At 50.5% G+C, this 26718-nt stretch carries 21 protein-coding genes and 2 pseudogenes; 11 read left to right on the top strand and 12 right to left on the bottom strand.

What is annotated here, in order from left to right; all coding sequences use genetic code 11:
- Position 1: 1 nt before the first annotated feature.
- The 6 genes from ACTHUR_RS03955 to ACTHUR_RS03980 all read right to left on the bottom strand — a co-directional run bounded on the left by ACTHUR_RS03955 (position 2) and on the right by ACTHUR_RS03980 (position 5050).
- Positions 2-670, bottom strand: coding sequence for an amino acid ABC transporter permease (locus ACTHUR_RS03955; protein ID WP_049344971.1), 669 nt, complete (start codon positions 668-670; stop codon positions 2-4).
- Positions 660-1319: an amino acid ABC transporter permease gene (locus tag ACTHUR_RS03960; RefSeq protein WP_003748035.1), complete on the bottom strand. Its 660-nt coding sequence runs from the start codon at positions 1317-1319 to the stop codon at positions 660-662. The genes ACTHUR_RS03955 and ACTHUR_RS03960 overlap by 11 nt, the downstream gene beginning before the upstream one ends.
- Positions 1320-1483: 164 nt before the next feature.
- Positions 1484-2698 carry an MFS transporter gene (locus ACTHUR_RS03965; protein WP_049344972.1) on the bottom strand — a complete coding sequence of 405 codons (1215 nt, stop codon included), beginning with the start codon at positions 2696-2698 and terminating at the stop codon, positions 1484-1486.
- A 301-nt stretch (positions 2699-2999) separates the two neighbouring features.
- Positions 3000-3428 carry a hypothetical protein gene (locus tag ACTHUR_RS03970; RefSeq protein ID WP_049332858.1) on the bottom strand — a complete coding sequence of 143 codons (429 nt, stop codon included), beginning with the start codon at positions 3426-3428 and terminating at the stop codon, positions 3000-3002.
- Between the two features lie 8 nt (positions 3429-3436).
- Entirely contained in the window at positions 3437-3952 is a 516-nt protein-coding gene (locus ACTHUR_RS03975) for an outer membrane protein assembly factor BamE (RefSeq protein ID WP_049332857.1), read from the bottom strand.
- 459 nt (positions 3953-4411) lie between these two features.
- A complete protein-coding gene (locus ACTHUR_RS03980; RefSeq protein WP_070695256.1) occupies positions 4412-5050 on the bottom strand; it encodes an MBL fold metallo-hydrolase in 639 nt (212 codons plus the stop codon).
- A 119-nt stretch (positions 5051-5169) separates the two neighbouring features.
- On the opposite strand from ACTHUR_RS03980, the gene ACTHUR_RS03985 reads away from it, so the two are divergent.
- Positions 5170-5976 (top strand): DNA ligase, encoded by an 807-nt coding sequence (locus ACTHUR_RS03985; RefSeq protein WP_070695298.1) that lies wholly within the window; start codon positions 5170-5172, stop codon positions 5974-5976.
- A gap of 65 nt (positions 5977-6041) precedes the next feature.
- Here the strand turns inward: ACTHUR_RS03985 and ACTHUR_RS03990 are convergent, their stop codons facing one another.
- Together ACTHUR_RS03990 and ACTHUR_RS03995 are read right to left on the bottom strand one after the other, a co-directional pair.
- Complete coding sequence (locus ACTHUR_RS03990) at positions 6042-6692, bottom strand: HAD-IA family hydrolase (protein ID WP_070646253.1); 651 nt, start codon at positions 6690-6692, stop codon at positions 6042-6044.
- Between the two features lie 10 nt (positions 6693-6702).
- On the bottom strand, positions 6703-7689 hold the full coding sequence (locus ACTHUR_RS03995) for an RluA family pseudouridine synthase (protein WP_039861877.1): 987 nt from the start codon (positions 7687-7689) through the stop codon (positions 6703-6705).
- A 515-nt stretch (positions 7690-8204) separates the two neighbouring features.
- Here ACTHUR_RS03995 and ACTHUR_RS04000 point away from each other — a divergent pair.
- Positions 8205-11102 (top strand): Rne/Rng family ribonuclease, encoded by a 2898-nt coding sequence (locus ACTHUR_RS04000; RefSeq protein WP_039861875.1) that lies wholly within the window; start codon positions 8205-8207, stop codon positions 11100-11102.
- Positions 11103-11335: 233 nt separating this feature from the next.
- Positions 11336-12055, top strand: a complete 720-nt coding sequence (locus ACTHUR_RS04005; RefSeq protein WP_199900426.1) for a hypothetical protein — start codon at positions 11336-11338, stop codon at positions 12053-12055.
- A gap of 121 nt (positions 12056-12176) precedes the next feature.
- On the opposite strand, the gene mscL is transcribed toward ACTHUR_RS04005, so the two are convergent.
- Together mscL and fabI are read right to left on the bottom strand one after the other, a co-directional pair.
- Complete coding sequence (gene mscL, locus ACTHUR_RS04010) at positions 12177-12620, bottom strand: large conductance mechanosensitive channel protein MscL (protein ID WP_004519029.1); 444 nt, start codon at positions 12618-12620, stop codon at positions 12177-12179.
- Between the two features lie 448 nt (positions 12621-13068).
- Positions 13069-13857 (bottom strand): enoyl-ACP reductase FabI, encoded by a 789-nt coding sequence (fabI, locus tag ACTHUR_RS04015; protein WP_049344977.1) that lies wholly within the window; start codon positions 13855-13857, stop codon positions 13069-13071.
- Between the two features lie 208 nt (positions 13858-14065).
- On the opposite strand from fabI, the gene ppk1 reads away from it, so the two are divergent.
- From ppk1 to ACTHUR_RS04030, 3 genes and pseudogenes are all read left to right on the top strand, one after another.
- Positions 14066-16123 carry a polyphosphate kinase 1 gene (gene ppk1 / locus ACTHUR_RS04020; RefSeq protein WP_440361263.1) on the top strand — a complete coding sequence of 686 codons (2058 nt, stop codon included), beginning with the start codon at positions 14066-14068 and terminating at the stop codon, positions 16121-16123.
- Between the two features lie 102 nt (positions 16124-16225).
- Positions 16226-18241, top strand: coding sequence for a prolyl oligopeptidase family serine peptidase (locus tag ACTHUR_RS04025; protein ID WP_440361264.1), 2016 nt, complete (start codon positions 16226-16228; stop codon positions 18239-18241).
- Between the two features lie 444 nt (positions 18242-18685).
- Positions 18686-18877, top strand: a pseudogene (locus ACTHUR_RS04030) (aminotransferase class IV); the annotation flags it as partial.
- 44 nt (positions 18878-18921) lie between these two features.
- On the opposite strand, the gene ACTHUR_RS04035 reads toward ACTHUR_RS04030, so the two are convergent.
- The gene (locus tag ACTHUR_RS04035) at positions 18922-20397 is read right to left on the bottom strand and encodes a DUF389 domain-containing protein (RefSeq protein WP_049344980.1); all 1476 of its coding nucleotides are present in this window, start codon (positions 20395-20397) and stop codon (positions 18922-18924) included.
- A gap of 274 nt (positions 20398-20671) precedes the next feature.
- Positions 20672-21326 (bottom strand): annotated as a pseudogene (locus ACTHUR_RS04040) (IS1595 family transposase).
- Positions 21327-21580: 254 nt separating this feature from the next.
- On the opposite strand from ACTHUR_RS04040, the gene acpP reads away from it, so the two are divergent.
- The 5 genes from acpP (at position 21581) to ACTHUR_RS04065 (ending at position 26659) form a co-directional block, all read left to right on the top strand.
- Positions 21581-21817 carry an acyl carrier protein gene (gene acpP / locus ACTHUR_RS04045; protein WP_003679644.1) on the top strand — a complete coding sequence of 79 codons (237 nt, stop codon included), beginning with the start codon at positions 21581-21583 and terminating at the stop codon, positions 21815-21817.
- A gap of 162 nt (positions 21818-21979) precedes the next feature.
- A complete protein-coding gene (gene fabF, locus ACTHUR_RS04050) occupies positions 21980-23227 on the top strand; it encodes a beta-ketoacyl-ACP synthase II (protein ID WP_049336023.1) in 1248 nt (415 codons plus the stop codon).
- A 181-nt stretch (positions 23228-23408) separates the two neighbouring features.
- Positions 23409-24101 (top strand): hypothetical protein, encoded by a 693-nt coding sequence (locus tag ACTHUR_RS04055; RefSeq protein ID WP_039861873.1) that lies wholly within the window; start codon positions 23409-23411, stop codon positions 24099-24101.
- Between the two features lie 141 nt (positions 24102-24242).
- The gene (locus ACTHUR_RS04060) at positions 24243-25130 is read left to right on the top strand and encodes a homocysteine S-methyltransferase family protein (protein WP_039861922.1); all 888 of its coding nucleotides are present in this window, start codon (positions 24243-24245) and stop codon (positions 25128-25130) included.
- Positions 25131-25228: 98 nt separating this feature from the next.
- Entirely contained in the window at positions 25229-26659 is a 1431-nt protein-coding gene (locus tag ACTHUR_RS04065; protein WP_049336020.1) for a basic amino acid/polyamine antiporter, read from the top strand.
- The last annotated feature ends 59 nt before the right edge of the window (positions 26660-26718 follow it).

Consider the following 26718-nt stretch of genomic DNA (forward strand, 5'->3'; position numbering starts at 1 on the left):
GTCAGTGTTCCCATTTTTGTTCAAGTTTTGCCGCCAGCAGCGACAGCGGCCAGCAACAGAAGAAATACAGCATAAAAATCAGGCCGTAAACCCAAAATGAAGCATTGGGTTGCGTCAGCAGCGAGTTTTCGATGATTTGCTGGCCGACTTTGACGACTTCGATGACGCCGATAAGGGAGGCGAGCGAGCTGGTTTTGATCATGCGCGTAAACAGATTGACGGCGCCGGGCAATACGCGGCGGATGCTTTGCGGCAGCTCGATGTAGCGGAATACCTGCCCGCGGCTCAAGCCGAGTGCCAGGCCTGATTCGACCTGGTGTTTTTCAATCGATTCCAATGCGCCGCGGACCAAATCGCCCATTTCGGCGATACCCCACATGGTAAATACCCAGACACAGACCCAAAATCCGTCGATGTGGATGCCTGTCCAGACGGATAGGCCGAAATACAGGCCGAACAGCCACACCAAAATCGGCACGATTCGGATGGTTTCGAGATAAAACCGTCCGATAAAGCGGATGAGCCGGTTGCGCGAACGCAAAACCAAGCCGAACAGCGTACCCAATACGCAGGAAGCGGCAACGGAGGCCAGGGAAATCTGCGCCGTTAACAACAGGCCTTCGCCCAAGCGTGCCGCGTTTTGTCCTTCAAACAGCCAGTCAAACACCATATTTTGCACTCCGTACGCGGTTTTCGGCCCAGCGCGCCAGAAGCGAAACGGGCAGAAGGATGATCAGGTAGCTGGCAAACAGCAGGAACAAGGCTTCGTTGGTTTTGTAGTCCATGCCGATGATGTCTTTGGTAACGAACAACAATTCTGCAATGCCGACCGCGCTGACGATAGATGTTTCTTTCATCAAAAACAATACGTTTGCGCCGATGGCGGGAACGGCGACCGCCCATGCCTGAGGCAATTCGACATAGCGGAACACTTGAAAGCGGCTCAAACCGATGGCCTTGCCCGCTTCGATCTGTCCTTTGGGGACGGCCAAAATACCGGCGCGGATGGCTTCCGCCATATAGCTTGCGCCCAAGAAAACCAGTGCGATCACGCCGCAGGTGAAACCGTCCCATTTAATGCCCATTTTCGGCAGGCCGTAATACAGGAAAAACAATTGGATCAGCAGGGGCGTATTGCGCGACAGCTCGATATAGGCGCGTGCCAATGCGTAGAAGGGGCGGATGCGGTATGCCGTAACCACGGCAACGGGCAGGCCGAACAGCAACGACAAAACGACGCCATATACCGACAATTCCAGCGTCAGCTTTGCCGCATCGACAAATTTAGGGATGGCATCGATCAGATAAGACCAGTTCATCAGAGTCAGACAATCAGCATGATAAAGGCAGTATTTTAACGGGTTTGTAAGAGAGTGTTAAATAATGGATAGGAATATCGATTGTGGATAAAACATAAAAAATGGAATAAGGCAAAGGCCGTCTGAAACGTTTCAGACGGCCTTAGAATGTCAAGGTTTCCGCGTCAGGCGGCAGCCGCTTTCCGTTCATGAATCAGTAAATTCAACAGGGCGGCCGTGCCTGCCAAGACTGCGTCGGCGTACCACATCCAGCCGTAATCGTTGAAGCGCGTGATGACGATGCCGCCGATGTACGAACCCAAAAAGCCGCCGATTTGGTGGCTCAACATGGTCAACCCGAAGAGGGTGGCCAAGTAGCGCGTACCGAAAAGTTTGCCGGTAATGGCGGCGGTGGGGGCGACGGTTGCCAGCCAAGTGAAACCGAGTCCGGCGGCGAAAAGATAGAAGTTCAAATCGGTTTTAGGGGCGGCCAGATAAATCAATATCATGGCGACACGCGAAGCATATAAACCGAAGAGGACGTATTTGCCCAAAAATCTGCCGGTACACCAGCCTGAAAAAATACAGCCAGCGATGTTTGCCAAACCAATAATGGCAATGGAGGTCGAAGCGACCGTAGCAGGGAGGCCGCAAAGTGAAATTTCGGTTGGCAGGTGGGTAACCAAAAAGGCGATGTGGAAACCGCAGGTAAAGAAACCCAAATGCAGCAAGATATAGCTGCGGTTGGCGAAAGCCTTGCAGACGGCCTGCTTCAGGGTTTGGCCGTCGTCGGTATGGACGGTATGAGCAGCATGTTTGCCGCCGGCCAGCCACCAAGAAATCGGCAAAATCAAGATGGCAATGACTGCCCAAACGTAAAATGTCCCCGTCCAGCCGACGTGGGGGAGGGCAATCAAACCTTGAACCAGCGGCGCGAACAAAAATTGCCCTGCGGACCCGCCTGCATTGACCAGGCCGGAAGCCAAGCCGCGCCGATGAGGCGGCGTTTTGGCGGCGACCTGTCCCATAATGATGGAAAATCCGCCCGAACCCGTACCGAATGCCAACAATAAACCGATACCCAGCATCAGCCCCCAATAAGTCGGCATTTGCGGCACCATCAGACAGGCGGCAATCAATAGAACCGTCCCGCCGGCTAAAACCTTAAACGCGCCGAAACGGTCGGCCAACGCGCCGGACAAGGGTTGCGATATGCCCCACATCAATTGGAAAACGGCAATAATCAGGCTGAACTGGGTCATGCTCAATTCGGTCGAGTTGACGACGGGCAGGACAAAAAGCCCTAAAGTCATCCTCATGCCGATGGTAATCAGCAGGATGGAGGCGGCAGCGGCGATCAGCAGCCACAAATTGGGTAATTTGGCAGAAGAATCGGTCATGATGTTTGTGTATGTAAGGGGCAGGGAATAAAAGCTATTCCTGCCACTATATTATTTATTTGATTTCTCGGCGAGCCGATATATAAACGCGCGATTCTAGCATTGGGCGGGAAACGGCATAAATAACCGTTGGTTCTTTGGATATGGTAAAAAGTGATATGGTTTGAGGATGAATTGAGGATGAAGCGGTCAAATATTCTTCGTTTGGTACTGACGGAGCAAGCAAATTGCCGTTGAATTTTCGTTTGAGAAGAAAGGCCGTCTGAAAAGTTTCAGACGGCCTTTGTTTGACTGACTTACATCAGATGATTTCCAGAATGAAATACTGACGCAGTTTTTCGTACACATTATTTTGTACGTTGATACAACCATTGGTTATGATGCGGTCGGCCACATGAGGAGAAGCGATGCGTTCCATGCGTCTTTCCTGCGGCTTGAGCGTCCATACCCTGTGTAACGCAAACAGAAAGTCATTTTCTTCTTTGAAGCCGATAACCTCGCCACCGTAACCCGGTTTGCTGGTCATCATCGGCGTCATATTGAATTTGCCTTTCGGCGTGGTCTTGCCAATCAGTACCGGATGGCACTGACCGTCATCGGCAAAGCAAAGCTCCGCCTTAGCTGTATTGACCACAACTTTTTTACGCTGGATATAGTCACTGACAGCATCGGCAGCAGCCAAAGAATTCAGACCTGCTGCCAAGGCTATACCCAATAGGATCCGTTTCAAATTTGTCCTTATTGACGGATGCGTTTAGGAGCTTCTTTAATGATCTCGCGGATGATCACTTGAGGCTCTTGTTTAGGTGTAGGTGCTGGAGGAGGACATACAGCATCTTTAGGGAATACTGGATTCCAGAAGAAGCTGCGTGCAAATTTGTCTTTGTCGAAGATCACTTTGTATTGACAAGTAGTGATGCCTTCAACGCCGGAAGTGTTTTCAGGGTCAACTCCTACGCCTGGGGTGTAGAAGTGGAACAGGTAGTCCCATTCACGCACGCCAACCATGCCTTCGTCGTAGTGAGGACGGCCGAGGATTTTGTAGATGTCGTCTTTGGTCAGACCAGGACGCATTTGATCCAACTCGTCAAAAGTCGGGAATGTACCACGGTCTTTGTTGAAGGTCAGAGAGTAAGGTTTAGGGAAGCGTGGCTCGTCGGTAGTGCCTTCAGGAGTGATTTTGCTCTTAGTAGCACAGGCGGCCAGCAGGCCGGTAGCCAGCAGGACGAAGCCCACTTTTGCGATTTTTTTCATTTGATAATCCTTTTATTGATTTTACCAGCCGAACTTTTCAGACGGCCTGTTAGTGCCGGCAGCGAGTTTGCCGGTTTACCCAAATAATGTTGTGCTTCTTAAAGATGTACCCGACGGTTTGACAAACAGAACATCGGCACATTCCGGCAGGGCATTGCGCCTCATCTCCGTTGTATCCGCCTGAATCGGCAGAACCGTTCAGACGGCCTGACTGACATTTATTGTCACTTTGTAACAATTTCACTGCGAGTAAGGCTTGGGGTTTAGAGATGTCCAGTTTTCGATAAATCAGGTTGTATTGCGTAATACCTTGTTATCTTTGTGCTTTAGTTCATTTTGGCATTTGCCGGAGATTAGGTACTTAATCTTTCGGATGTTATCCCTGCAAATTGTATGCCAGTTTTCCTTTATACGCATAATCTGTGTATGCCAGAATGTTGGCTTTATACAACATTCATATTAACGAACCAGAAACGGATTGTACCTTTTCTCATGCTCGATACTGGTCATGCGACCGTGCCCGGCTATAACTTGCGTGGTTTCGGGCAGGGTTAATAGTTTAGCGCGGATATTGTTTATGAGGTCATCATGATTGCCGCGCGGAAAATCTGTGCGACCAACGGTCTCATAAAATAAAACATCGCCTGCGACTAAAAGACTGTTTTCGGCGTTGTAAAAAACGACTTGGCCGGGAGTGTGGCCGGGAATGTGGAGGACTTGGAAGCTATGGTTGCCGACTTTGAGCGTTTCCCCTTCTTCCAGCCAGCGTGTCGGCGTGAATGACGGAGAAACAGGGAAGCCGTATTGCGCCGTTGTTTGCGGAAGGGCTTGGAGCAGGAATTCGTCGTCTTTGTGCGGACCGAGAACGGGTACGTCGCAGGTTTTCAAAAGTTCAACCACGCCGCCTGCGTGGTCAAGATGGCCGTGGGTCAGCCAAATGGCGGTCAGCTTGAGGCCTTTGCTTTGGACTTGTTGCAATAAATAAGGGACGTCGCCGCCGACATCGGCCAACACGGCTTCTTTGGTTTCATCGTCCCAAATCAGCGTGCAGTTTTGACGGAAGGGGGTAACGGCGTTGATTTCAAATTGGAGTGCCATGGGTGTTCCTAGGAAATGCTTATTTAATGTTGTTTACGTTTCAGACGGTCTTTTGTTATTATGCATATATAATAACAAAAGCAAGTATGGAAAAGTGTCTTATGAATATGAATAATGTAATGCGAACCATGATACCGATTTTTGCGGCTTCTTTCATCTCTGCGGCGTTTGGTGCAGATTTGTTGTTGGCGCAGGAATATAAAAATCAAGATATTGCCGGTTGGGCCATGAGTGAAAAGTTGGATGGCGTACGCGCGTATTGGGACGGCAGGCAGCTGGTCAGTCGTCAGGGCTATGCGTTTACACCGCCCAAAGGTTTTACAGCAGGTTTTCCGCCGTTTCCGATGGATGGCGAGTTGTACAGCGGACGAGGGCGGTTTGAGCAAATTTCCGCGACGGTGCGTTCTGCCTCGGGAAATTGGGACGGCATCCGTTTGCATGTTTTTGATGTGCCGCAGGCGCAGGGCAATCTGTATCAGCGGCTGGAAACGGCTTCGAAATGGCTGAAATCACACCCGTCGGCACGGTTTACGGTTATTCCGCAAGTCAAGGTGCGCGACAAACAGCATGCTTTGGATTTTTTGAAACAAGTCGAAGCGCTGGGTGGGGAAGGTGTGATGCTGCGTCAACCTGAAGCCCGTTATGCAAGCGGTAGAAATGGGCAGCTGTTGAAGCTGAAAAGTGAATATGATGATGAATGTACAGTGACGCGTCATTATGAGGGCAAAGGGCGAAATGTCGGGCGTTTGGGTGCGGTAGGATGCAAAAACCAATATGGCGAGTTTCGTATCGGCAGCGGTTTTAAGGATAAAGACCGCGACCATCCGCCGAAAATCGGTGCGCTGATTACTTACCGTTATCGTGGTTTTACGCAAAAGGGAACGCCGAAATTTGCAACATTTGTCAGGGTGCGCTCGGATCGATAAAACAAATTAAAGGCCGTCTGAAAATAGGTTTCAGACGGCCTTTAATATAGATGTTGCATAGTCTTTTATAAGGTTTCCAATACATCGGGCAATTCGGCCAAGCTTTTGAGCATGGCGATATGGGGCAGGGCGGAAAGTTGTTGGGCAGTGTGTGCGCCGGTGGTGACAGCGATGGCGCGGATTTTGGCATTGGCAGCCATTTCTAGGTCGTGGGTGGTGTCGCCGACGACGACGGCCTCTTCCGGCTCAACACCCAGTCGGTCGCAGAGGGCGAGTACCATGTCGGGCGCGGGTTTGGACGGATATTCGCTGGCGCAGGCGGTTTCCAGCCAAAAGGCTTGGGTGTCGGTTTGTGCAATGGCTTTGTCCAAGCCGCTCCGGCCTTTGCCGGTCGCTACTGCAAGCCAATAGCCTTGTTGTTTCAAGCGTTGCAGGCAGGGCAGGGCTTCGGTGAACAGGGTCATGTTGCGGTTGTTGGGATTGAGGTAGTGCGCGGCATAGGTCTCAATCAGGGTTTCCTGAACGTGTTCGCTGACGTTGTGGGCAAGGCGGCGGATGATGCCGGACAGGCTGTATCCGATGAGCGGACGGATTTGGTCGGCTTCGGGAACGGGCAGGCCACAATCGGCAAAGCTTTGTTGAAAGGTGTGGATGATGGGGTTGGTGGTGTCGGCAAGCGTGCCGTCCCAGTCGAAAATAATGAGTTTGGGTTTCATGGGTTTCCTTTCAGACGGCCTTTTCCTGATTTTCCAGCATTAAAACAAATTGCGCTAATTCTTGCGGCAGGTGGGCTTTCAGGATTAGTTTTTCGCCGGTCAGCGGATGGGCGAGGTGCAGCTCGGAAGCGTGCAGGAACATTCTTTTCAAACCGAGTTTCTGCAGGCGTTTGTTGGCCTGATAGTCGCCGTAGCGTTCGTCGCCGGCAATGGGGCAGTCTTGCGATTGTAGGTGGACGCGGATTTGGTGGGTGCGGCCGGTTTTCAGGGTGGCTTCGACAAAGGTCAGGTCGGACAGGCCGACTTGGTGCAAAAGGCCGTCTGAAAAACGGTTTAACACGCGGAAGATGGTGTGGGCGGATTGGCCGTCTTCGCTGACGCGCACCATTTTTTCACCTTGTGCGCCGGTGTATTTGAACAGGGGAAGCTTGACGTGGAAGCGGTCGTTCGGCAGCCTGCCGACACCCAGCGCGAGATAGATTTTTTTCGGATGGTCGTTGCGGATGGCTTCGTGCAGTTTCACCAAGGCGCTGCGTTTTTTGGCTATCATCAAAAGGCCGCTGGTGTCTTTGTCGAGGCGGTGGACGAGTTCGAGATAACGCGCTTCGGGACGGGCGCGGCGGATTTGTTCGATGACGCCGAAGCTCACGCCGCTGCCGCCGTGGACGGCAACGCCGGACGGTTTGTTGATGACCAAAAGCGCATCGTCTTCGTAAACGATGTCAAACTCGCGTGCTGGCGCGGCCTGGTTTTCAGCCGGCCTTTGTTTTTCTGCGATGCGTATCGGCGGAATGCGAATAGTATCGCCTGCCTGAATGCGGTTGTCGGGTTTGCAGCGTTTTTTGTTCAGCCGCACTTCGCCGGCGCGGATAATGCGGTGGATATGGCTTTTCGGGACGCCTTTGAGGATTTTTATCAGATAGTTATCAAGGCGTTGGCCTTCCTCGTGTTCGGCAACGGCAATCAGGCTGACTGAATCTTTGCGTATTGCGTGCATTTTCTCTATAATCCCAAACGTCCGTTTCGGGACTCGAACCTGCCGTCGCAGGCCGTCTGAAACGGATTTATTGTTAAAACGAGATTTTATATTAAAAACGCACTCCGCAAAGCATTTCCTTGTGTTTGTTCAAAGCCGGCAAACGCAATCCCGTAATTAAGTTTGAATTGAACCTGCCGTCCGGCCGGGCGTAAGACGCAGTCCGCGCAGCACCGTCCGAAATTACCGGCGCTACGATAATAAGAAGATGTAGGCTGCCTTAATTTTGTCCGAAGCATCAGCATTCGGACGGCAGCGGAACCATCAACCTTTCCGCCGCATTGTTCTTTATTTCCTTCTTTATCCGAATCCGTCCGCACATGGCTTGAGTTCAAGCATGCAACCTTGCGGATTTCAAATCAAATACTGGTTACACGGGGATTTTCCCATCTTGCCTTTGAAGAGTGCCAACCGGACAGACAGGCCGTCTGAAAAAGATATTCACAAATCAAACGGCCGCTGTTCACGAGGTGACTATGAAAAGAATGTTATTCAACGCAACGCAGGCCGAAGAGCTGCGCGTTGCCATTGTCGATGGCCAAAACCTTTTGGACTTGGACATCGAAACGCTGGGCAAAGAACAGCGTAAAGGCAATATCTACAAAGGTATCATTACCCGCATCGAGCCGTCGCTGGAAGCGTGTTTCGTCGATTACGGAACCGACCGCCACGGCTTTTTGCCGTTTAAGGAAGTATCGCGTTCATATTTCCGCGACTACGAAGGCGGCAGGGCGCGTATTCAGGACGTGCTCAAAGAGGGCATGGAAGTTATCGTCCAAGTCGAAAAAGATGAGCGCGGCAACAAAGGCGCGGCACTGACCACCTTCATCAGCCTGGCCGGCCGCTATTTGGTATTGATGCCGAACAACCCGCGCGGCGGCGGCGTATCCCGCCGTATTGAAGGCGAAGAGCGCCAAGAGTTGAAAGCCGCCATGGCCGAACTCGACATTCCGAACGGTATGAGCATCATCGCCCGCACCGCCGGCATCGGCCGCAGCGCGGAAGAGTTGGAATGGGACTTGAACTACCTCAAACAGCTCTGGCAAGCCATTGAAGAAGCAGGCAAAGCACACCATGACCCTTACCTGCTCTTTATGGAAAGCTCGCTGCTGATTCGTGCGATTCGCGACTATTTCCGTCCCGATATCGGCGAGATTTTGGTGGACAATCAAGAAGTTTACGACCAAGTTGCCGAATTCATGAGCTACGTCATGCCGAGCAATGTAGGCCGTCTGAAACTCTATCAAGACCACACGCCGCTGTTCTCCCGTTTCCAAATCGAACACCAAATCGAAAGTGCGTTCTCACGCAGCGTCAGCCTGCCTTCCGGCGGCGCGATTGTGATCGACCATACCGAAGCCCTGGTTTCCATCGACGTCAACTCTGCGCGTGCCACACGCGGCTCGGATATTGAAGACACCGCGTTCAAAACCAATATGGAAGCCGCCGAAGAGGTCGCCCGTCAAATGCGCCTGCGCGACTTGGGCGGTTTGGTCGTCATCGACTTCATCGATATGGAAAATCCGAAACACCAACGCGATGTTGAAAACGTCCTGCGCGACGCGCTCAAAAAAGACCGCGCACGCGTGCAAATGGGCAAACTTTCGCGTTTCGGCCTTTTGGAGTTGAGCCGCCAACGTTTGAAACCGGCTCTGGGAGAAAGCAGCCATGTTGCGTGTCCGCGCTGTGCCGGTACAGGCGTCATCCGCGGCATCGAATCCACCGCCCTGCACGTTTTGCGCATCATTCAAGAAGAAGCAATGAAAGACAACACCGGCGAAGTACACGCACAAGTGCCTGTCGATGTTGCCACCTTCCTGTTGAACGAAAAACGCGCCGAGCTGTTTGCGATGGAAGAGCGCTTGGATGTGAACGTCGTCCTGATTCCAAACATCCACTTGGAAAATCCGCACTACGAAATCAACCGCATCCGCATTGATGACGTAGAAGAAGACGGCGAACCGAGCTACAAACGCGTTGCCGAGCCGGAAGAAGACGAATCCGCCAAACCTTTCGGCAGCGAAAAAGCCAAAGCTTCCCGTCCTGAGCCAGCTGTCAAAGGCGTACGCCATACCCAGCCTGCACCGACTGTCGCCCCTGAGAAAAAAGCCTCTTGGTGGGACAGCTTCAAAGCTTGGTTGAAACGCATTTTCGGCGGCGAGCCTGCACCTGTCGCAGTTGCTCAAGAGCCTGCCGAAAAACGCACTACAAACAACCGCAGCCAAAACAGTAACCGCCGTTCAAACAGCCGCCGTCAAAATCCACGCCGCAACAACAAAAACGACGGCAGCAAAGTCGAAGTGCGCGAAGTGAATGCCGAAGCTGTCGACAGTAAGTTTGAAGAAAACAAATCAAACGAAAGCCGCAACGACGAGCGTAAAGACACCCGCCGCAACCGCAACCGTAACAACCGCCGCGATGATCGCAACAACGAGCGCAATCGTGTTGAGGAAGTGGTTGAAGACGTAAACGTTCAGGAAGTGGCTGCACTGGCTGAGATGCCGTCTGAAAACCAAGCGGAACAAAACGGCAATAAACGCCGCCGCAACAACAGTCGCAACGAGCGCAACCGTCATCAACCTGCGGAAAACCGTGTTGAGGACGTGAACGTTCAAGCCGATGGCGAACAGGCGCAAGTCGAAGCGGACGACAACGCCCGCAGCGAAGAGGGTGTGAAAAACAACGGCCGTCAAGGACGCGACTGCAACAACCGTCAGCGCAACAACCGTCAGCGCAACAACCGCAACGACCGCCGTTCTAACAGCAAAAAACGCAATATTCCGTCTTCAGCAAAAATCGAGCAATACCTGAACATTACCGATACCGCCGACAAAGTTCTCTTTGCTGTGGCGCATGTTTTGGGTTTGAACGAAACGGTTGAAGCTGCAAATGCGACATTGTCTTCTGAAAGCGATCAAGCCGAGCCGCTGGTGATTGTAGTATCCGAGCCTGAAGTGACCAGCGCAGAGCCATTCGTATTTGCGATTGAAAGCGAAGACGAGCCTGCCGTAGCGCAAACTGAAGGCGCTGATGCCGAACAAGCCCTGCTTGCTTCTGCAGTCAGCAATGTCAAAGAAGCCATTGCTGCGGTATTGTCTCCAAATGCAACGGCTACTGTTGCATCGGTTGAAGCACCAGCCGAAACTGTTGTCACACAAACTGAAGCCGTAGCTGAAGCAGCGCCTGTCGCAATCGTTGTGCCTGAGAGCTTGGGCGATTTGATCTTCGTTGAAACCGATCCGCAAGCCGTTGCCGCTTTTGCCGCGCAGCCACAACCTGAACCGGTTGCTAAAACACGCCGTTCGGATGTGCCTAAAGTAGAAGTGGAAGACACAGCAGTCGAAATGATTTTGGTGGAAACACGCAAAGACTAAGATTGGTTTTCCAGTTAAAAGCCCGATGTTGAACGCATCGGGCTTTTTTACAGGAGAAGTGCTACGACTATAGGGAATAGTTAAGAAAAGGAAATTTCTTTTGAGGAGAGTGAGAAGTATGAAGCATCAAGAAGTTGGAGTTATCGATATTTAAAGGTCAGAATCATTGCTACCTTGAAAGACTTAGCCTTTACATAGGGTTGGTCCTGTATAAAAAATAAGATCATGGAAGTATGAATATGAAGTTAAGATATTTTGAATTAGATAGACCTTATGTGGAAAATCGCCAAAGGATCGAGGAGTTGATGGACTCAGCTTCATTAAGATACGAGGAGGCCAGGATAGAGGACTACAATCAAAATTGGAAATGCCGTAGAAAAGCGTTTGTATATGAATCGAAGTGTATGACATCTATGTTGGAGCGACTCTTCAAGCCTGTTCCAACTAAGGATTGTTGGAAAATCATCATAGAATGCATGGATAAGGTCTGCAATCCTTGTATCATAAACTTACTTGGTGTCTATACTGTTCAGGTTCCATTTGATTTTTGTACCTATGAAGCTTTAGATCCTGTTGATAAGAAAAAGATGCTCTTGGCTGCCTTAGTCGAAGGGGCAAACCGTGTATTTCATAAGCTTTCTATTCCATTCTGCTTACTTGGGGATGTAGTGAATGAAATAGAGAGAAACCATTATGAAAATAGTTGGGTATGGAAAAAGAAGAAGATTCAATCCACCACTTTTTCCATTCAAGTGGAACATCAGATCGATAAAGTTGACTTGTTTTGGAATATTGAAAATAAAGACAAGAGTATTCGTCATTTGATTAAAACCTGTCCTGCTCATGAAATGGATTATGGCGTTTACCTTGGTAAATTAGAGGTAAATGATAATTTCCTTTATCTATTGGGTAAAAATAATGAGGTCGTAAGCAAGGTTTCTATAAATAAATGAAGGATAGCTGCTTGTAGTTTTTCTTAAACAGCCAACTATGTCAGAGCGATGGAGTTAGAAAAGGCCGTCTGAAATGGTTTCAGACGGCCTTGGTTTGTGTGTGTATGTTTAGGTATTGTGATTATTTTTTGTTCAGAGAGTCACGGATTTCGCGCAACAACAGAACTTCTTCGCTAGGCTCTGCCGGTGCTTCTTCAGCAGGAGCGTCGGTTTTTTTCAAGGAGTTGATGGCTTTAACCACGCAGAAGATGGCAGCGGCAACGATCAGGAAGCTGATCACAGTGTTGATGAACAGACCGATGTTCAGGGTAACGGCACCGGCTGCTTGAGCGGCTGCCAGGTTGGCGTAACCTTCAGCAGGAGCGGCTTGTGCGCCGTTTTTCAGGGTGATGAACAGGTTGGAGAAATCAACGCCGCCGATTAGTAGACCGATAGGAGGCATGATTACATCGTCAACCAATGATTTGACGATGCCGCTGAATGCTGTACCGACAACCATACCGACTGCGAGGTCGACAACGTTGCCACGCATAATAAATTCTTTAAATTCTGAAGCGATTGACATAATTAATCTCCTGTATGTGTTTGAGTCAAAATCAGATGTGATTCAATTAATCGGCAGGCATCTTAACGCTTTATTAGTTAAGAAAAATTCAATAATGTTAAATTTTGTATTTTATGCCAAAAATGCCCTGCTTCTATGCCTTCTGTATGAAAAACAGGCCGTCTGAATTTTTTCTGTTACTTTTTTACACCACTTTTTATCAGTAGCTAAGTATCAGATAACATGAATGTTATCTTTAGAATCAATGCTCTATCGGAATTTCAAATTGAGGTAGAATGATAATATAATAATGCTGAAAACATAATCATTGAAAGCCTGTAAAGATAATGTTTCGAATTCGTATTTGACTTTCAGACGGCCTTTTTTGTCATGCAGTTATTCAAACCATAATGTAACGGCCATAAAAAACGCACTTTCAGCATGAAAGTGCGTTTGGCGTGAAAACTGTTTAGTTCTCTTCGTCGTTCAGCGCATTGATGCTGTAACCGCCGTCAACGTAGGTAATCTCGCCGGTAATGCCGGAAGCGAGGTTGGACAAGAGGAAGGCGGCGGTGTTGCCGACTTCTTCGGTGGTCACGTTGCGGCCCAATGGGTTGTGGGAAGCGACGTGGCCTAAGAGTTTGCTTAAATCGGCGATGCCGGAAGCAGCCAGGGTTTTGATCGGGCCTGCGGAGATGCCGTTGCAGCGGATGCCTTCTTTGCCCAGGCAGGCGGCAGTGAAGCGGATGCCGGCTTCGAGGCTGGCTTTGGCCATGCCCATAACGTTGTAGTTAGGAATGGCACGAACGGCGCCTAAGTAGCTCAGGGCAACGATTGCGGCGTTGCGGCCCTGCATCATCGGACGGGCGGCTTTTGCCAGCGCAGGCAGGCTGTATGCGGAGATTTCGTGAGCAGTGTTGAACGCTTCGCGGCTGATGCTGTCGAGGAAGTCGCCGCTCAAAGCTTCTTTCGGGGCAAACGCGATGGCGTGCACCAAACCGTCGAGGCCGTCCCAGTGTTTGCCCAAGTCAACGAAAACTTGGTTGATTTCGTCGTCGCTGGCAACGTCGCAGCGGAACACGAGTTCGGAGCCGAGTTCGGCCGCCATTTTACGGACGCGCTCTTCCAGTTTGTCGACAACATAAGTGAATGCCAATTCCGCGCCTTGTTCGCGGCAGGCTTTGGCGATGCCGTAAGCGATGGAACGCTCGGAGATCATGCCGGTAATCAGAATTTTTTTGCCTTGCAAAAAGCCCATTTTCTTATCCTTTAGCAGTGGTATTGCGGTTGCATTAAACTGCGCATTATAGCAAAAACCGCTGTTTCGGCATAGAAAAAAACGGATAACCCTTTGTCTTGCCTCAAATAGGGATAAGGTTGTCTGCCAAGGCCGTCTGAAACCTGACGGAACGGCGGCAAAACGTTATACTTGATAGTCTTAATGACCGATGTTTCAGGAGTGAACCATGCCCGAGCAAAACCGCATTCTCTGCCGAGAACTCAGCCTGTTGGCGTTTAACCGTCGTGTATTGGCTCAGGCGCAGGATACGAAAGTTCCCTTGTTGGAACGTTTGCGTTTCCTGTGTATCGTGTCTTCCAATTTGGACGAATTTTTTGAAGTGCGCATGGCGTGGTTGAAACGCGAAAACAAATTGCGCCCGCATCAGCTGCTCGACAACGGAAAAACCGCGGCCGAAACCATCGAAGCGGTGGCGAAAGAGGCGCAGGCCTTGATTCGCGAGCAGTACGATCTGTTTAACAAAGTATTGCAGCCTGCACTCGGCCGCGCCGGCATTCATTTCTATCGCCGCCACAAATGGATGGCCGCGCAGAAAAAATGGATCGAAAACTATTTCGACAATGAGCTGTTGCCCATTCTCACGCCCATCGGCCTTGATCCGTCACACCCGTTTCCTCGCCCGTTAAATAAATCGCTCAACTTCGCCGTCGAACTCGAAGGCACGGATGCGTTCGGCCGGCCGTCTGGTATGGCGATTGTGCAGGCTCCGCGCATTTTGCCGCGCGTCGTCCCCATGCCGTCTGAAATTTGCGGCGGCGATGCAGGCTTTGTGTTCTTGTCTTCGATTTTGCACGCCCATGTCGGCAAACTCTTTCCCGGCATGAAGGTGAAAGACTGCCATCAGTTCCGCCTCACGCGTGACAGCGATTTGACGGTTGATGAAGAAGATTTGAAAAACCTGCGTGCCGCGATTCAAAACGAGTTGCACGACCGCGAATACGGCGACGGCGTGCGCTTGGAAGTGGCGGACACTTGTCCGGCGCATATTCACGACTTCCTGCTTGCCCAGTTCAAGCTGACTTCTGCCGAGCTGTATCAGGTCAAAGGTCCGGTTAATTTGGTGCGCCTCAATGCCGTCCCGGATTTGGTGGACAGGCCGGATTTGAAGTTTCCGCCGCGCAACGCAGGCCGTCTGAAAGCCTTACGCAAAAACGGCTCAGTGTTCAAACTGGTCAAACAGTCGCCGATTTTGCTGCACCACCCGTATCAGTCTTTCGATCCGGTTGTCCAAATGATACGCGAGGCTGCTGCCGATCCGGATGTGTTGGCCGTCAAAATGACCATTTATCGTACCGGCAGCAATTCCGAGCTTGTGCGCGCATTGATGAAGGCTGCACTGGCGGGCAAGCAAGTTACCGTCGTGGTTGAACTGATGGCGCGTTTTGACGAAGCCAACAACGTCAACTGGGCGAAACAGCTCGAAGAGGCGGGTGCGCACGTCGTGTACGGCGTATTCGGCTACAAAGTCCACGCCAAAATGGCTTTGGTTATCCGCCGTGAAGACGGCGTGCTCAAGCGTTATGCCCACCTCGGTACCGGCAACTACCACCAAGGCACATCGCGCATTTACACCGACTTCGGCATCATCACCGCTGACGAACAAATTACTGCTGATGTGAACACGTTGTTTATGGAAATCACAGGCTTGGGCAAGCCGGGCCGTCTGAACAAGCTCTATCAAAGCCCGTTTACCCTACACAAAATGGTCATCGACCGCATCAAGCAGGAAACCGAACACGCCAAAGCAGGCAAACCGGCACGGATTACCGCCAAGATGAACTCCCTCATCGAGCCGAGCGTAATTGATGCGCTGTATCAGGCCAGCGCGGCAGGCGTGCAAATCGACCTGATTGTGCGCGGTATGTGTACTTTGCGCCCGGGGGTAAAAGGCTTGTCCGAAAACATCCGCGTCCGCTCCATTATCGGCCGCCAACTCGAACACTCGCGCGTGTATTGCTTCCATAACAACGGCGCAGACGATACCTTTATCTCCAGCGCCGACTGGATGGGTCGCAACTTCTTTCGCCGCATTGAAGTCGCCACGCCGATTACCACGCCCGAACTCAAAGAACGCGTGATCCGCGAAGGTTTGGAAATGGCCTTGGAAGACAATACCCAGGCTTGGCTGATGCAGCCTGACGGCAGTTATGTCCGCACCCAGCCGCAAGACGGCGAGCCTGCGTTTGGTTTGCAGGAAGGTTTGTGGAAAATATACGGACGTTGAGTTGAATAATGTCTCAGGCCGTCTGAAACGCAGGTTTCAGACGGCCTTTTTTGATTTTGCCGTTATAATTCCGTTTCCCAATCTTTCAGACGGCCTTTTCCTATGAAATCTTACCCCGATTCCTATCTCCATTTTGAAAACCTCGAATCTCCCGAAACGCAAGATTTTGCCGCCGCGGCCCATGCCGAAACGCGTGCGCGTTTTTTAGAAAACGACAAAGCGCGCGCATTGTCCGACGGCATTTTGGCGCAGTTGCAGGACACGCGGCAGATTCCGTTTTGTCAGGAACACCGCGCGCGGATGTACCATTTCCATCAGGACGCAGAATATCCGAAGGGCGTGTACCGCGTATGTACCGCGGCGACGTACCGTTCCGGCTATCCCGAGTGGAAAATCCTGTTTTCAGTGGCGGATTTCGATGAATTGCTCGGCGACGATGTATATTTGGGCGGCGTGTCGCACTTGGTGGAAAAGCCCAACCGCGCGTTGTTAACACTGAGCAAATCGGGCGGCGATACGGCGTACACGCTGGAAGTGGATTTGGAAGCAGGGGAGTTGGTAGAAGGTGGTTTTCACTTTCCGGCAGGCAAAAACCATGTGTCGTGGCGCGATGAAAACAGCGTGTGGGTGTGTCCGGCTTGGGATGAACGCCAGTTGACCGAATCGGGCTATCCGCGCGAAGTATGGCTAGTGGAACGCGGCAAGAGTTTCGAGGAAAGCCTGCCGGTGTATCAAATTGCCAAAGACGGCATGATGGTAAACGCGTGGCGTTACCTCGATCCGCAGGGTTCGCCGATTGATTTGATTGAAGCGTCGGACGGTTTTTACACCAAAACTTATTTGCAGGTGTCGGCCGAAGGTGAGGCGAAACCGTTAAACCTGCCCAACGATTGCGACGTAGTCGGCTATTTGGCGGGTCATCTTTTGCTGACGCTGCGCAAAGACTGGAACCGCGCGAACCAAAGCTATCCGAGCGGCGCATTGGTAGCGGTGAAGCTGAATCGGGGCGAACTCGGGGCGACGCAGCTTTTGTTTGCGCCCGATGAAACGCAGGCATTGGAAAGCGTGGAAACGACCAAGCGTTTTGTCGTGGTGAGCCTGCTGGAAAACGTACAAGGCCGTCTGAAAGCATGGCGCTTTAGCGACGGCAAATGGCAGGAAGTCGAACTGCCGCGCCTGCCTTCGGGTGCATTGGAAATGACCGACCAACCGTGGGGCGGAGACGTGGTTTACCTTGCCGCCAGCGATTTCACCACGCCGCTGACGCTGTTTGCGCTGGATTTGAACGTGATGGAACTGACCGTCATGCGCCGTCAGCCGCAGCAGTTCGATTCAGACGGCATCAACGTGCAGCAGTTTTGGACGACTTCGGCCGACGGCGAGCGCATTCCTTATTTCCACGTCGGTAAAAACGCCACGCCCGACACGCCGACTTTGGTTTATGCCTACGGCGGTTTTGGCATTCCCGAATTGCCGCATTATCTCGGCAGCGTTGGCAAATATTGGCTGGAAGAGGGCAATGCCTTTGTGTTGGCGAACATCCGCGGCGGCGGCGAATTTGGCCCGCGCTGGCATCAGGCGGCGCAGGGAATCAGCAAACACAAAAGCGTTGATGATTTATTGGCAGTCGTGCGCGATTTGTCCGAACGCGGCATGAGTTCGCCCAAACACATCGGTTTGCAGGGCGGCAGCAACGGCGGCCTGATTACCGCTGCCGCCTTCGTGCGCGAGCCGCAAAGTATCGGCGCGCTGGTGTGCGAAGTGCCGCTGACCGACATGATCCGTTATCCGCTGCTGTCCGCCGGTTCAAGCTGGACGGACGAATACGGCAATCCGCAGAAATATGAAGTCTGCAAACGCTGGCTGGGCGAATTGTCTCCGTATCACAATCTTTCAGACAGCATCGATTATCCGCCCGCACTCATCACTACCAGCCTCAGCGACGACCGCGTCCATCCCGCCCACGCGCTCAAGTTCTACGCCAAACTGCGCGAAACCTCGCCGCAATCTTGGCTCTACTCGCCTGACGGCGGCGGCCATACCGGCAACGGCACCCAACGCGAATCCGCCGACGAACTTGCCTGTGTCTTGCTGTTTTTGAAAGAGTTTTTAGGGTAGAAGCAAGCAGCAGGATTGACTGTTTTGTAAAGTTGAGAAACAAAATACTCTTGTTTCGGCAAGTGAAAAGAAGGCCGTCTGAAAAACGAATATTAAAGTTTTTCAGACGGCCTTCTTTTCTTTTAACTTTCAACATATCCCGATAAAATGGACACTTTGTAAGTGATCATTGATGGAAGACGCAATTATGGCAACCGAACCGAAAAATTATACACGATTTAGAAAATAATTTCAAACAAAACAATATATTAAAACTTAAACAAATCTTTCCCGAAGTCTTTTGCGAAGACCAAATCGACTTTGAGAAACTCAAACTTGTCCTTGGCGCAGAAAACCTTGCCGGTGTGGGCGAACGTTATCAACTCGATGCTGTAGAAACTAGTAGCGTTGTTTACAGTATTTCTAGGAGAATACTGAAACATGAACATGCACAAAAACACCCGTCTCACCCCGTCTCTGGATTTGGATATCCTCAACGGCATCATGCGCCAAGCCGTGTTGCAGCAGCTGCAAACCTACTTGGGCGCGGACACCATCATCGAAACACACATCACCCGCGATATGCTCGAACGCGCAGAAAAAATCCGCCTCTCCAACGCCTTGAGAGGCGTGTTTGAGGCGGATTTGGTGTACTAGGAACAATCAATGATTTCTCGGAAATGGATAAAGCCTGAAGGCGATTATTCGTTAGACGGTTTATCTGTCTGAGACGGTTTATCTGTCTGAGACTTGTGCGTTTGCAATATGCTCACTACCTTACCCTCATAACGCTGGCGTAACCACGCCTGTATCCGCTCGTAATCTTTGGCAGGTAGTGGCTGCTCCAATTCGAGAGAGACAACGACGATATCGTCATATGTATCTGTCTTCGGTTCTGCGTTTTTTTGGCTTTCAGACTGTTCGGAAACAGGCGTTGTTTGCGCTTTATCCCAAGCCAAGCCGCGTCCGACAACGATTTTTTCCGCTTCCGGATATTGGGCTTTTAATTCCTTAAGTACCGCTGCATCGTCGATATCGGAGGCTTTGCCTGCCAGTACGGTATCGATATAGGCCTGTTGCTCTTTCAGCTCATTTTGCTGCTGAACCGGGTTGTTTTGGCTTGCCAGCAATTCTTCGATTTTGGCATTGTCCCCTCCCGCATAGACCACGTTGACCTTCGGCTCTTTCACACCTGACGCTTCAAGGCTTTTCACGAGCAAGGCGGAAATTTTCTCGGCATTGCCCGTTCCATTGACAACCAGACTGACTTTATTTTCTCTATGGTTCAACATCTTACGCAGCACGAAAAAACCTTCCTGTTGCTTCGCAGTGGCAATGGCAGCATTGGCTCTGGTGTTGAAGATCTCCTGACGCACCAGTCCTGATGCCATATAGCCGCTCGGAATCATCACAGCCAACACGACGGCAGTAATAATGATGCTTTGCAACCGGCGTTTGGATTCCGTTACCAACCCCCTGCGCGGCAGCTTGAGCAGCTTGGAAAACAACAAGGTCGAAAAAGCGATGAACACGCAGTTGATGGCAAAAAGATATGAAGCACCGAGAAAGTAGTGCCAGTTGCCATGTGCCAGTCCGTAGCCCGCAGTACACAGGGGCGGCATCAATGCGGTAGCAATCGCCACACCCGGTATGGCATTGCCTCCTTCTTTTCGAGTCAGCGCCACAATACCCGCACTACCGCCGAAGAAGGCAATCAACACATCCCAAAGGGTCGGCTGAGTACGCGCCAAAAGCTCGCTTTGCGCCTCTTTAAGCGGGGTTAACAGGAAATACAACGTAGCGGTAATCAAGCTGATGACGACGAATATAATAATATTGCGCACGGCTTGACGGATCAGCGCAGTATCCCCTACCGCCAAACCGTAACCCATACCTACAATCGGCCCCATCAACGGCGAAATCAACATCGCGCCGATCACTACCGCCGTGCTGTTTACATTTAGACCGATACTCGCCACGGCAATGGCAAACATCAATACCCACATATTGGTTCCGGACACCCGAGTATTGGCGCGGATGACGGCATCAATTTTATCGGGATGGGCCTGGTCATGCGCAAGATTGAACACATCTTGCAACTTGGTCATGGCACCATTGTCTTCTTTTGGCTGATTTTCTTGTTCTTCTTGGTTTTTAATGTTTTCTTGGTCTTGCATTTTCATCCTTAAATCAATCTTAACGATTGTCTCTGAATATTTAATTAACTGGAATTTCGGATACTGATAATTATGCTTTAATACTGATTTCAAATATGATTAAGCAGATACCTTGCAGAAGGTTAGCATACACATGAAAACGCTGACAACGCTGATCCTGCGTAGGCCTTCACGAAACCAGCATATGCAAAAACCTTCTCTCAAATCCAATTTCTACTTTTTCAGCAGCAACCGCCATCAAAATTTTTTAAGGGGCTGTACTAGTAGATTAGCCCTAAATTTCACACCATTTTTGCAGGATTTTTAGCTGCCGGGACGGTGTGCCGAAGTTAAATCGAAATTCGCATTCTTTCAAGAACAACGGGAAAGATTTGCGATCGATTCCGTTGTATTTTCGCAAGACACGTTTTGCCTGATTCCAAAAATTCTCAATGCCGTTAATGTGGTTCTGACGGTCGGCAAATTCCTTGGAATGGTTGATGCGGTAATGGATGAAACCGCTCACGTCCAACTTGTCGTAGCTACTCAGACTATCGGTATAAACAATACTGTCCGGCATGATTTTCTTTTTGATGACAGGGAGTAACGTTTCAGACTTGGCATTATCCACCACAACGGTATAGACCCGTCCGTTGCGTTTCAGAATGCCGAAGACAACCACTTTTCCTGCCGCACCGCGACCACGTCTGCCTTTACGCCGTCCGCCGAAATAGCTTTCGTCCAGTTCGACAGAGCCCTCAAAAACCTCATCGGCAGCCAAGGCCAAATGATAGTTGATAACCATGCGGATTTTACGGTAGAACAGTGCTGCCGAATTGGGATGGATACCCAAAATATCGGCGGCAGAACGGGCGGTAACTTCGAGTACAAAAAAACGAAGCAGTTCTTTCTGTACTTTTTTTCTTTAATTTGCAGTGAGTTATCTTCATATTTCGAGGGTAACATATCTGCTAATCTAGTACAGCCCCTTGTTTTTAATAATGTTAATGTTGATACGTAACAAAAACAAATTCCTGCTTGTAGGTTAAAATCAGCATATGCTAATATGCGCAACAACAGGTTTTTCCAGAATAATCTGTGCTAAAATGCAGGATTAGATGGAAAACTCTATCCAAATTCGGTACAATACCGACGAATTATTTCCCTTAAACAACCTGCCGCAAGGCGAAAAGGAACGACTGACATGTCAAACATCGAACAACAAGTTAAAAAAATTGTTGCTGAACAACTGGGCGTAAACGAAGCCGAAGTGAAAAACGAATCTTCTTTCCAAGACGATTTGGGTGCTGACTCTCTGGACACCGTAGAACTGGTGATGGCTTTGGAAGAAGCTTTCGGCTGCGAAATCCCTGACGAAGACGCTGAAAAAATCACTACCGTACAATTGGCTATCGACTACATCAACGCCCACCAAGGCTAATCGGTCGCACCAAACATCCAGCCTCTGCTGCGCCATCGCAATAGAGGCTTTTACCTTATTATTAAACCCCTGAAATTTCAGACGGCATGAGTTTTGCCCGTTTTCACGAAGAAAAAGAGCAAGGCTGCCGCGAAAATCCCGACAACCAACAGCGAGATTATCATGAGTCAGAGAAGAGTAGTCATCACAGGTCTTGGCCAAGTATCACCGGTCGGCAACGACGTCGCCACCGCATGGAGCAATCTGCTCGCAGGCAAAAGCGGCATCGGACGGATTACCCGCTTTGACGCATCCGACATCAACAGCCAAATCGCCGGCGAAGTGCGCGATTTCGACATCGGCCAATACATCAGCGCGAAAGAAGCGCGCCGTATGGACGTGTTCATCCACTACGGTATTGCCGCCGCCCTGCAGGCCATTAATGATTCAGGCTTGGACGATTTGGAAACCCTCGACAAAGACCGCGTCGGTGTCAATATCGGCTCCGGTATCGGCGGCCTACCGAGCATTGAAGCGACCGGTAAAGCCGTCATCGAAGGCGGCGCGCGCAAAATCAATCCTTTCTTTATCCCAGGCTCGCTGATTAACCTGATTTCCGGCCATGTCACCATTCTCAAAGGCTACCGCGGCCCGAGTTACGGCATGGTTTCTGCCTGTACAACCGGCGCACACTCCATCGGCGACTCTGCACGATTGATTAAATACGGCGACGCAGACGTTATGATTGCCGGTGGCGCAGAAGGCGCGATCAGCACTTTGGGCGTCGGCGGTTTTGCCGCCATGAAGGCACTTTCCACCCGCAACGACGACCCTGCTACCGCTTCCCGTCCGTGGGACAAAGGCCGTGACGGTTTCGTTATTGGCGAAGGCGCTGGCGTGCTGGTGTTGGAAGAATTGGAACACGCGAAAAAACGCGGTGCGAAAATTTACGCCGAAATCGTCGGCTTCGGTATGAGCTCCGATGCTTACCACATTACCGCGCCTAACGAAGAAGGCCCTGCATTGGCCGTTACCCGCGCCCTGAAAGATGCCGGCCTGAATCCTGAAGACGTTGATTACGTCAACGCACACGGTACATCGACTCCTTTGGGCGATGCCAACGAAACCAAAGCCATTAAACGCGCTTTGGGCGATCATGCGCGCAAAGTCATCGTTAACTCCACCAAATCCATGACCGGCCACTTGCTCGGCGCGGCCGGCGGCGTGGAAGCGTTGTATAGCGTGTTGGCGGTACACGAGCAGAAATCTCCACCGACCATCAACATCTTTGAACAAGACGTTGAAGCCGGTTGCGATTTGGACTACTGCGCCAACGAAGCACGCGATGCGAAAATCGACGTTGCCATCTCCAATTCCTTCGGCTTTGGCGGTACCAACGGCACATTGGTATTCAAACGCTTTACAGGCTGATAGAAGGTTTAAGTAGATTGAAAAGGCCGTCTGAAACTGGATTTCAGACGGCCTTTTTTTATTTTGAAAACTAAATACTCTTGATAATCTGTATCATTTGTATAAAAATACTGATTCCTATCAATATCGCCCGGATTTTATCGGGTAATCAACCCAATTACATTTTTATCAGGAGTCTGCAATGAAAACCATCCGTATTCTGGCATTGGCCGCCGCGCTAGCCGCCGTGCCTGCATTTGCATCTGATTTTGGCCATGAACAGGCATTGACTATAGACGGTAAGCCTGCCCATTTGGCAGAAACTTCAGCCCGTATTTTGGCAAACGAAACCCTGACTGCGCCGCAACTGGTCGAAGATATCACTGATGGATTCGGTTCGAAAAAAATTCCAGGTTATAAATTGATGATTATGGGCCGCACTTATTCGGTGGCGGCAGAAACCAAACCGCCGAAAGAGGGCCAAACTCAGTGGCGGGACAATACGTTCATTCATCGCGGCGTAAAACTGTTTGTCGGTATTCCGGTCAAAAACGGCAAGATGGATTTGGCGTCTGCCAGATTGATTAATATCGGCGTGGTTGACGACAACGGTGGTGCCGCGCCTCATGATGAGGGTGAAAAAATCCGTCCGGTCGGTAAGCAGCTGATGTCCCCCGATACCAAAGTGGGAAATGTGAAACTCAATATTGCCAAACTGACGTTGCCAAATATGAAATTAGGCGAAACCAGTGGCGGTGGTGTGAAATTGGAAGCATCGGCAACATTGGACGGTAAGCCGATACAGACCAAAATCGACAGCACGTTCTCCCGCTTCTATTCCGCTAAACCAGCCGCTACACGGCCGTTTATGGCAGATGCACGGTTTGTGAAATAATCGTAAAGGCCGTCTGAAATCCTGCTTCAGACGGCCTTTTATATAACGAAACTGCATAAGTTTAGTTTTTCATAGATTAAAGGTAAGGAGTTAAAAAAGCGTAGAATGGCGATTTTAAAAATTCATCATTGGAGGTCGATCATGACGGTAACGATTTTAGACGGCGGAATGGGGCGTGAACTGCATCGGCGTGGCGCACCGTTTCGTCAGCCGGAATGGTCTGCTTTGGCTTTGATGGAAACACCGGAGATTGTACGCGAAACGCATTTGGACTTTCTTCGCGCAGGCGCACAGGTGATTACGACCAACAGTTATGCGCTTGTTCCGTTTCATATCGGGCAGGAGCGCTTTGATGCTCAAGCTGCCGAATGGGCAAGGCTTTCCGGCCGTTTAGCGCGTGAAGCGGTGGAACAAAGCGGGACTACTGCAAAAGTAGCCGCAAGCCTGCCGCCGTTATTCGGTTCTTACCGCCCTGACTTGTTTGACAAACAAGTCGCACCTGCTTTGGCGCGCCCTTTAATATCGGGTTTGATGCCGTTTGCTGATATTTGGTTGGCAGAAACCGTATCCAGCTTGGAAGAAGCGCGTTTCTGGCGCAGCAGTCTGCCTGATGACGGTAAGCCGTTTTGGGTATCGTTTACTTTGGAAGATACGATGCCGCATGATGTACCGGTGTTGCGTTCGGGAGAAACCGTGCACGAGGCGGCGGATTTCGCGGTAGAAATAGGTGCGGCGGCAATGTTGTTCAATTGCAGTCAGCCTGAAGTAATGGCAGAAGCTTTGAAAGTGGCACATGAAGCCCAAGGCCGTCTGAAACTGGGTGTGTACGCCAATGCATTTGAACCGGTACAAGGTCAGATGAACGAGGCCAACGACGGTTTGGATCCGATTCGCTCCGATGCCACGCCGAAAAATTATTTGGCATGGGCGAGACAATGGGCGGATTTGGGTGCTGAAATCATCGGCGGGTGCTGCGGTATCGCACCTGAACATATCCGTGCGTTGGCGCAAGGATTTAAGGCCGTCTGAAAGCAGCTGCATAATATTTTGATACGGTTAGAACAGGCTAAAAAAGCCGGTAATGCCGTCGCTTCACAAACACATAATGATAAAAATCAGGAATAAACATGTCGCAAAAATCTCAAATCGGCTTGGCCGCGCTGACGGCCTTGGTTATCAGTTCCATGATTGGTTCGGGTATTTTCAGCCTGCCGCAGAATATGGCTGCCGTTGCAGGTTCGCAGGCTTTGCTGTTGGGTTGGCTGATTACCGGTGTGGGCATTATCTTCCTCGGCCTGTCATTTTCGGCCTTGTCCAAACTTAAGCCCGAATTGGATGGCGGTATTTATACGTACGCCCGCGACGGCTTCGGCGATTTGATGGGTTTTTTCTCGGCGTGGGGCTATTGGCTTTGCACCACGGTCGGTATTGTCGGCTATTTGGTGGTTGCGTTTGAAGCAGTAGGCGGATTTGTCGATACGCCGGACAACGTGATTTTCGGCAAAGGCAACACATTTGCTGCTTTTGTTGGAGAATCAGTAATTGTGTGGCTGATTTACTGGTTGGTGGTGCGCGGTATTAAAGAAGCGGCAGGAGTGAACCTGATTGCGATGGCAGTCAAAGTATTTCCGCTGATTTTATTTATTGGTATGGCAGCCTATTTCTTTCAAACCGAAGTGTTTATGTCCGATTGGACAGGGGCGAGCCTTGCTACGCCTGAAAATCCTGATGTCAGCCTGATGACGCAGGTGAAAAACACAATGCTGATTACGCTGTGGGTGTTTACCGGTATTGAGGGTGCGGCGGTTTTGTCCAAGCATGCGCGAAGTCGTGCTGATGTCGGTCGAGCAACCATTATCGGCGTCAGCTTGACGCTGGCCATGTATGTGGCAATTACCGTCTTGGCTCAAGGCATTTTGCCTCGTGCGGATATTGCAGCAATGGCTAATCCGTCTATGGCGGGCGTGTTGGCGCACATGGTCGGCTCTTGGGGTAAAGTGTTGATTTCTTCCTGCCTGATTGTGTCTGTGCTGTCGTCTTATTTAAGCTGGACGCTGTATGCGACCGAGATTCCGCACATGGGTGCGAGAAACGGCGCATTTCCAAAATCGTTTATCCCGTTGAATAAAAACGAAGTGCCGCAGGGTTCATTGATGTTTACCACCTTGACCGTGCAGTTTTGCCTATTGCTGGTGTGGTTAAAAGGCGAGGATTATTCTGCCTTGCTGATGGTATCGACTTCCATGATTTTGATACCATATTTGTTAATTGGTGCATATCTGCTCAAATTATCGCTGACACAAAAGGCCGCGGCGAAATACCGTCTTATCGGCGCGGCAGCAACGCTTTATGCGGCTTGGATTGTCTATGCGGCAGGCACGGAATATTTGCTGCTTTCAGTCTTGCTCTATTTGCCCGGCGTATTACTGTTTTTCTATTCGCAAAAGAAACACTACGGAAATTGTCAGTTCAACCGTATGGAAAAAGCCGTATTGGTATTGCTGTTGATTTTGGCTGTGCCGGCCGTACAGCAGTTTGTCGCTAGCTTACAAGTGTAAGCAGAAAGGTTTGAAAAAGGCCGTCTGAAATCCAGTTTCAGACGGCCTTTTATTGATAA

It is taken from the genome of Neisseria sp. P0021.S007, from assembly GCF_051956855.1.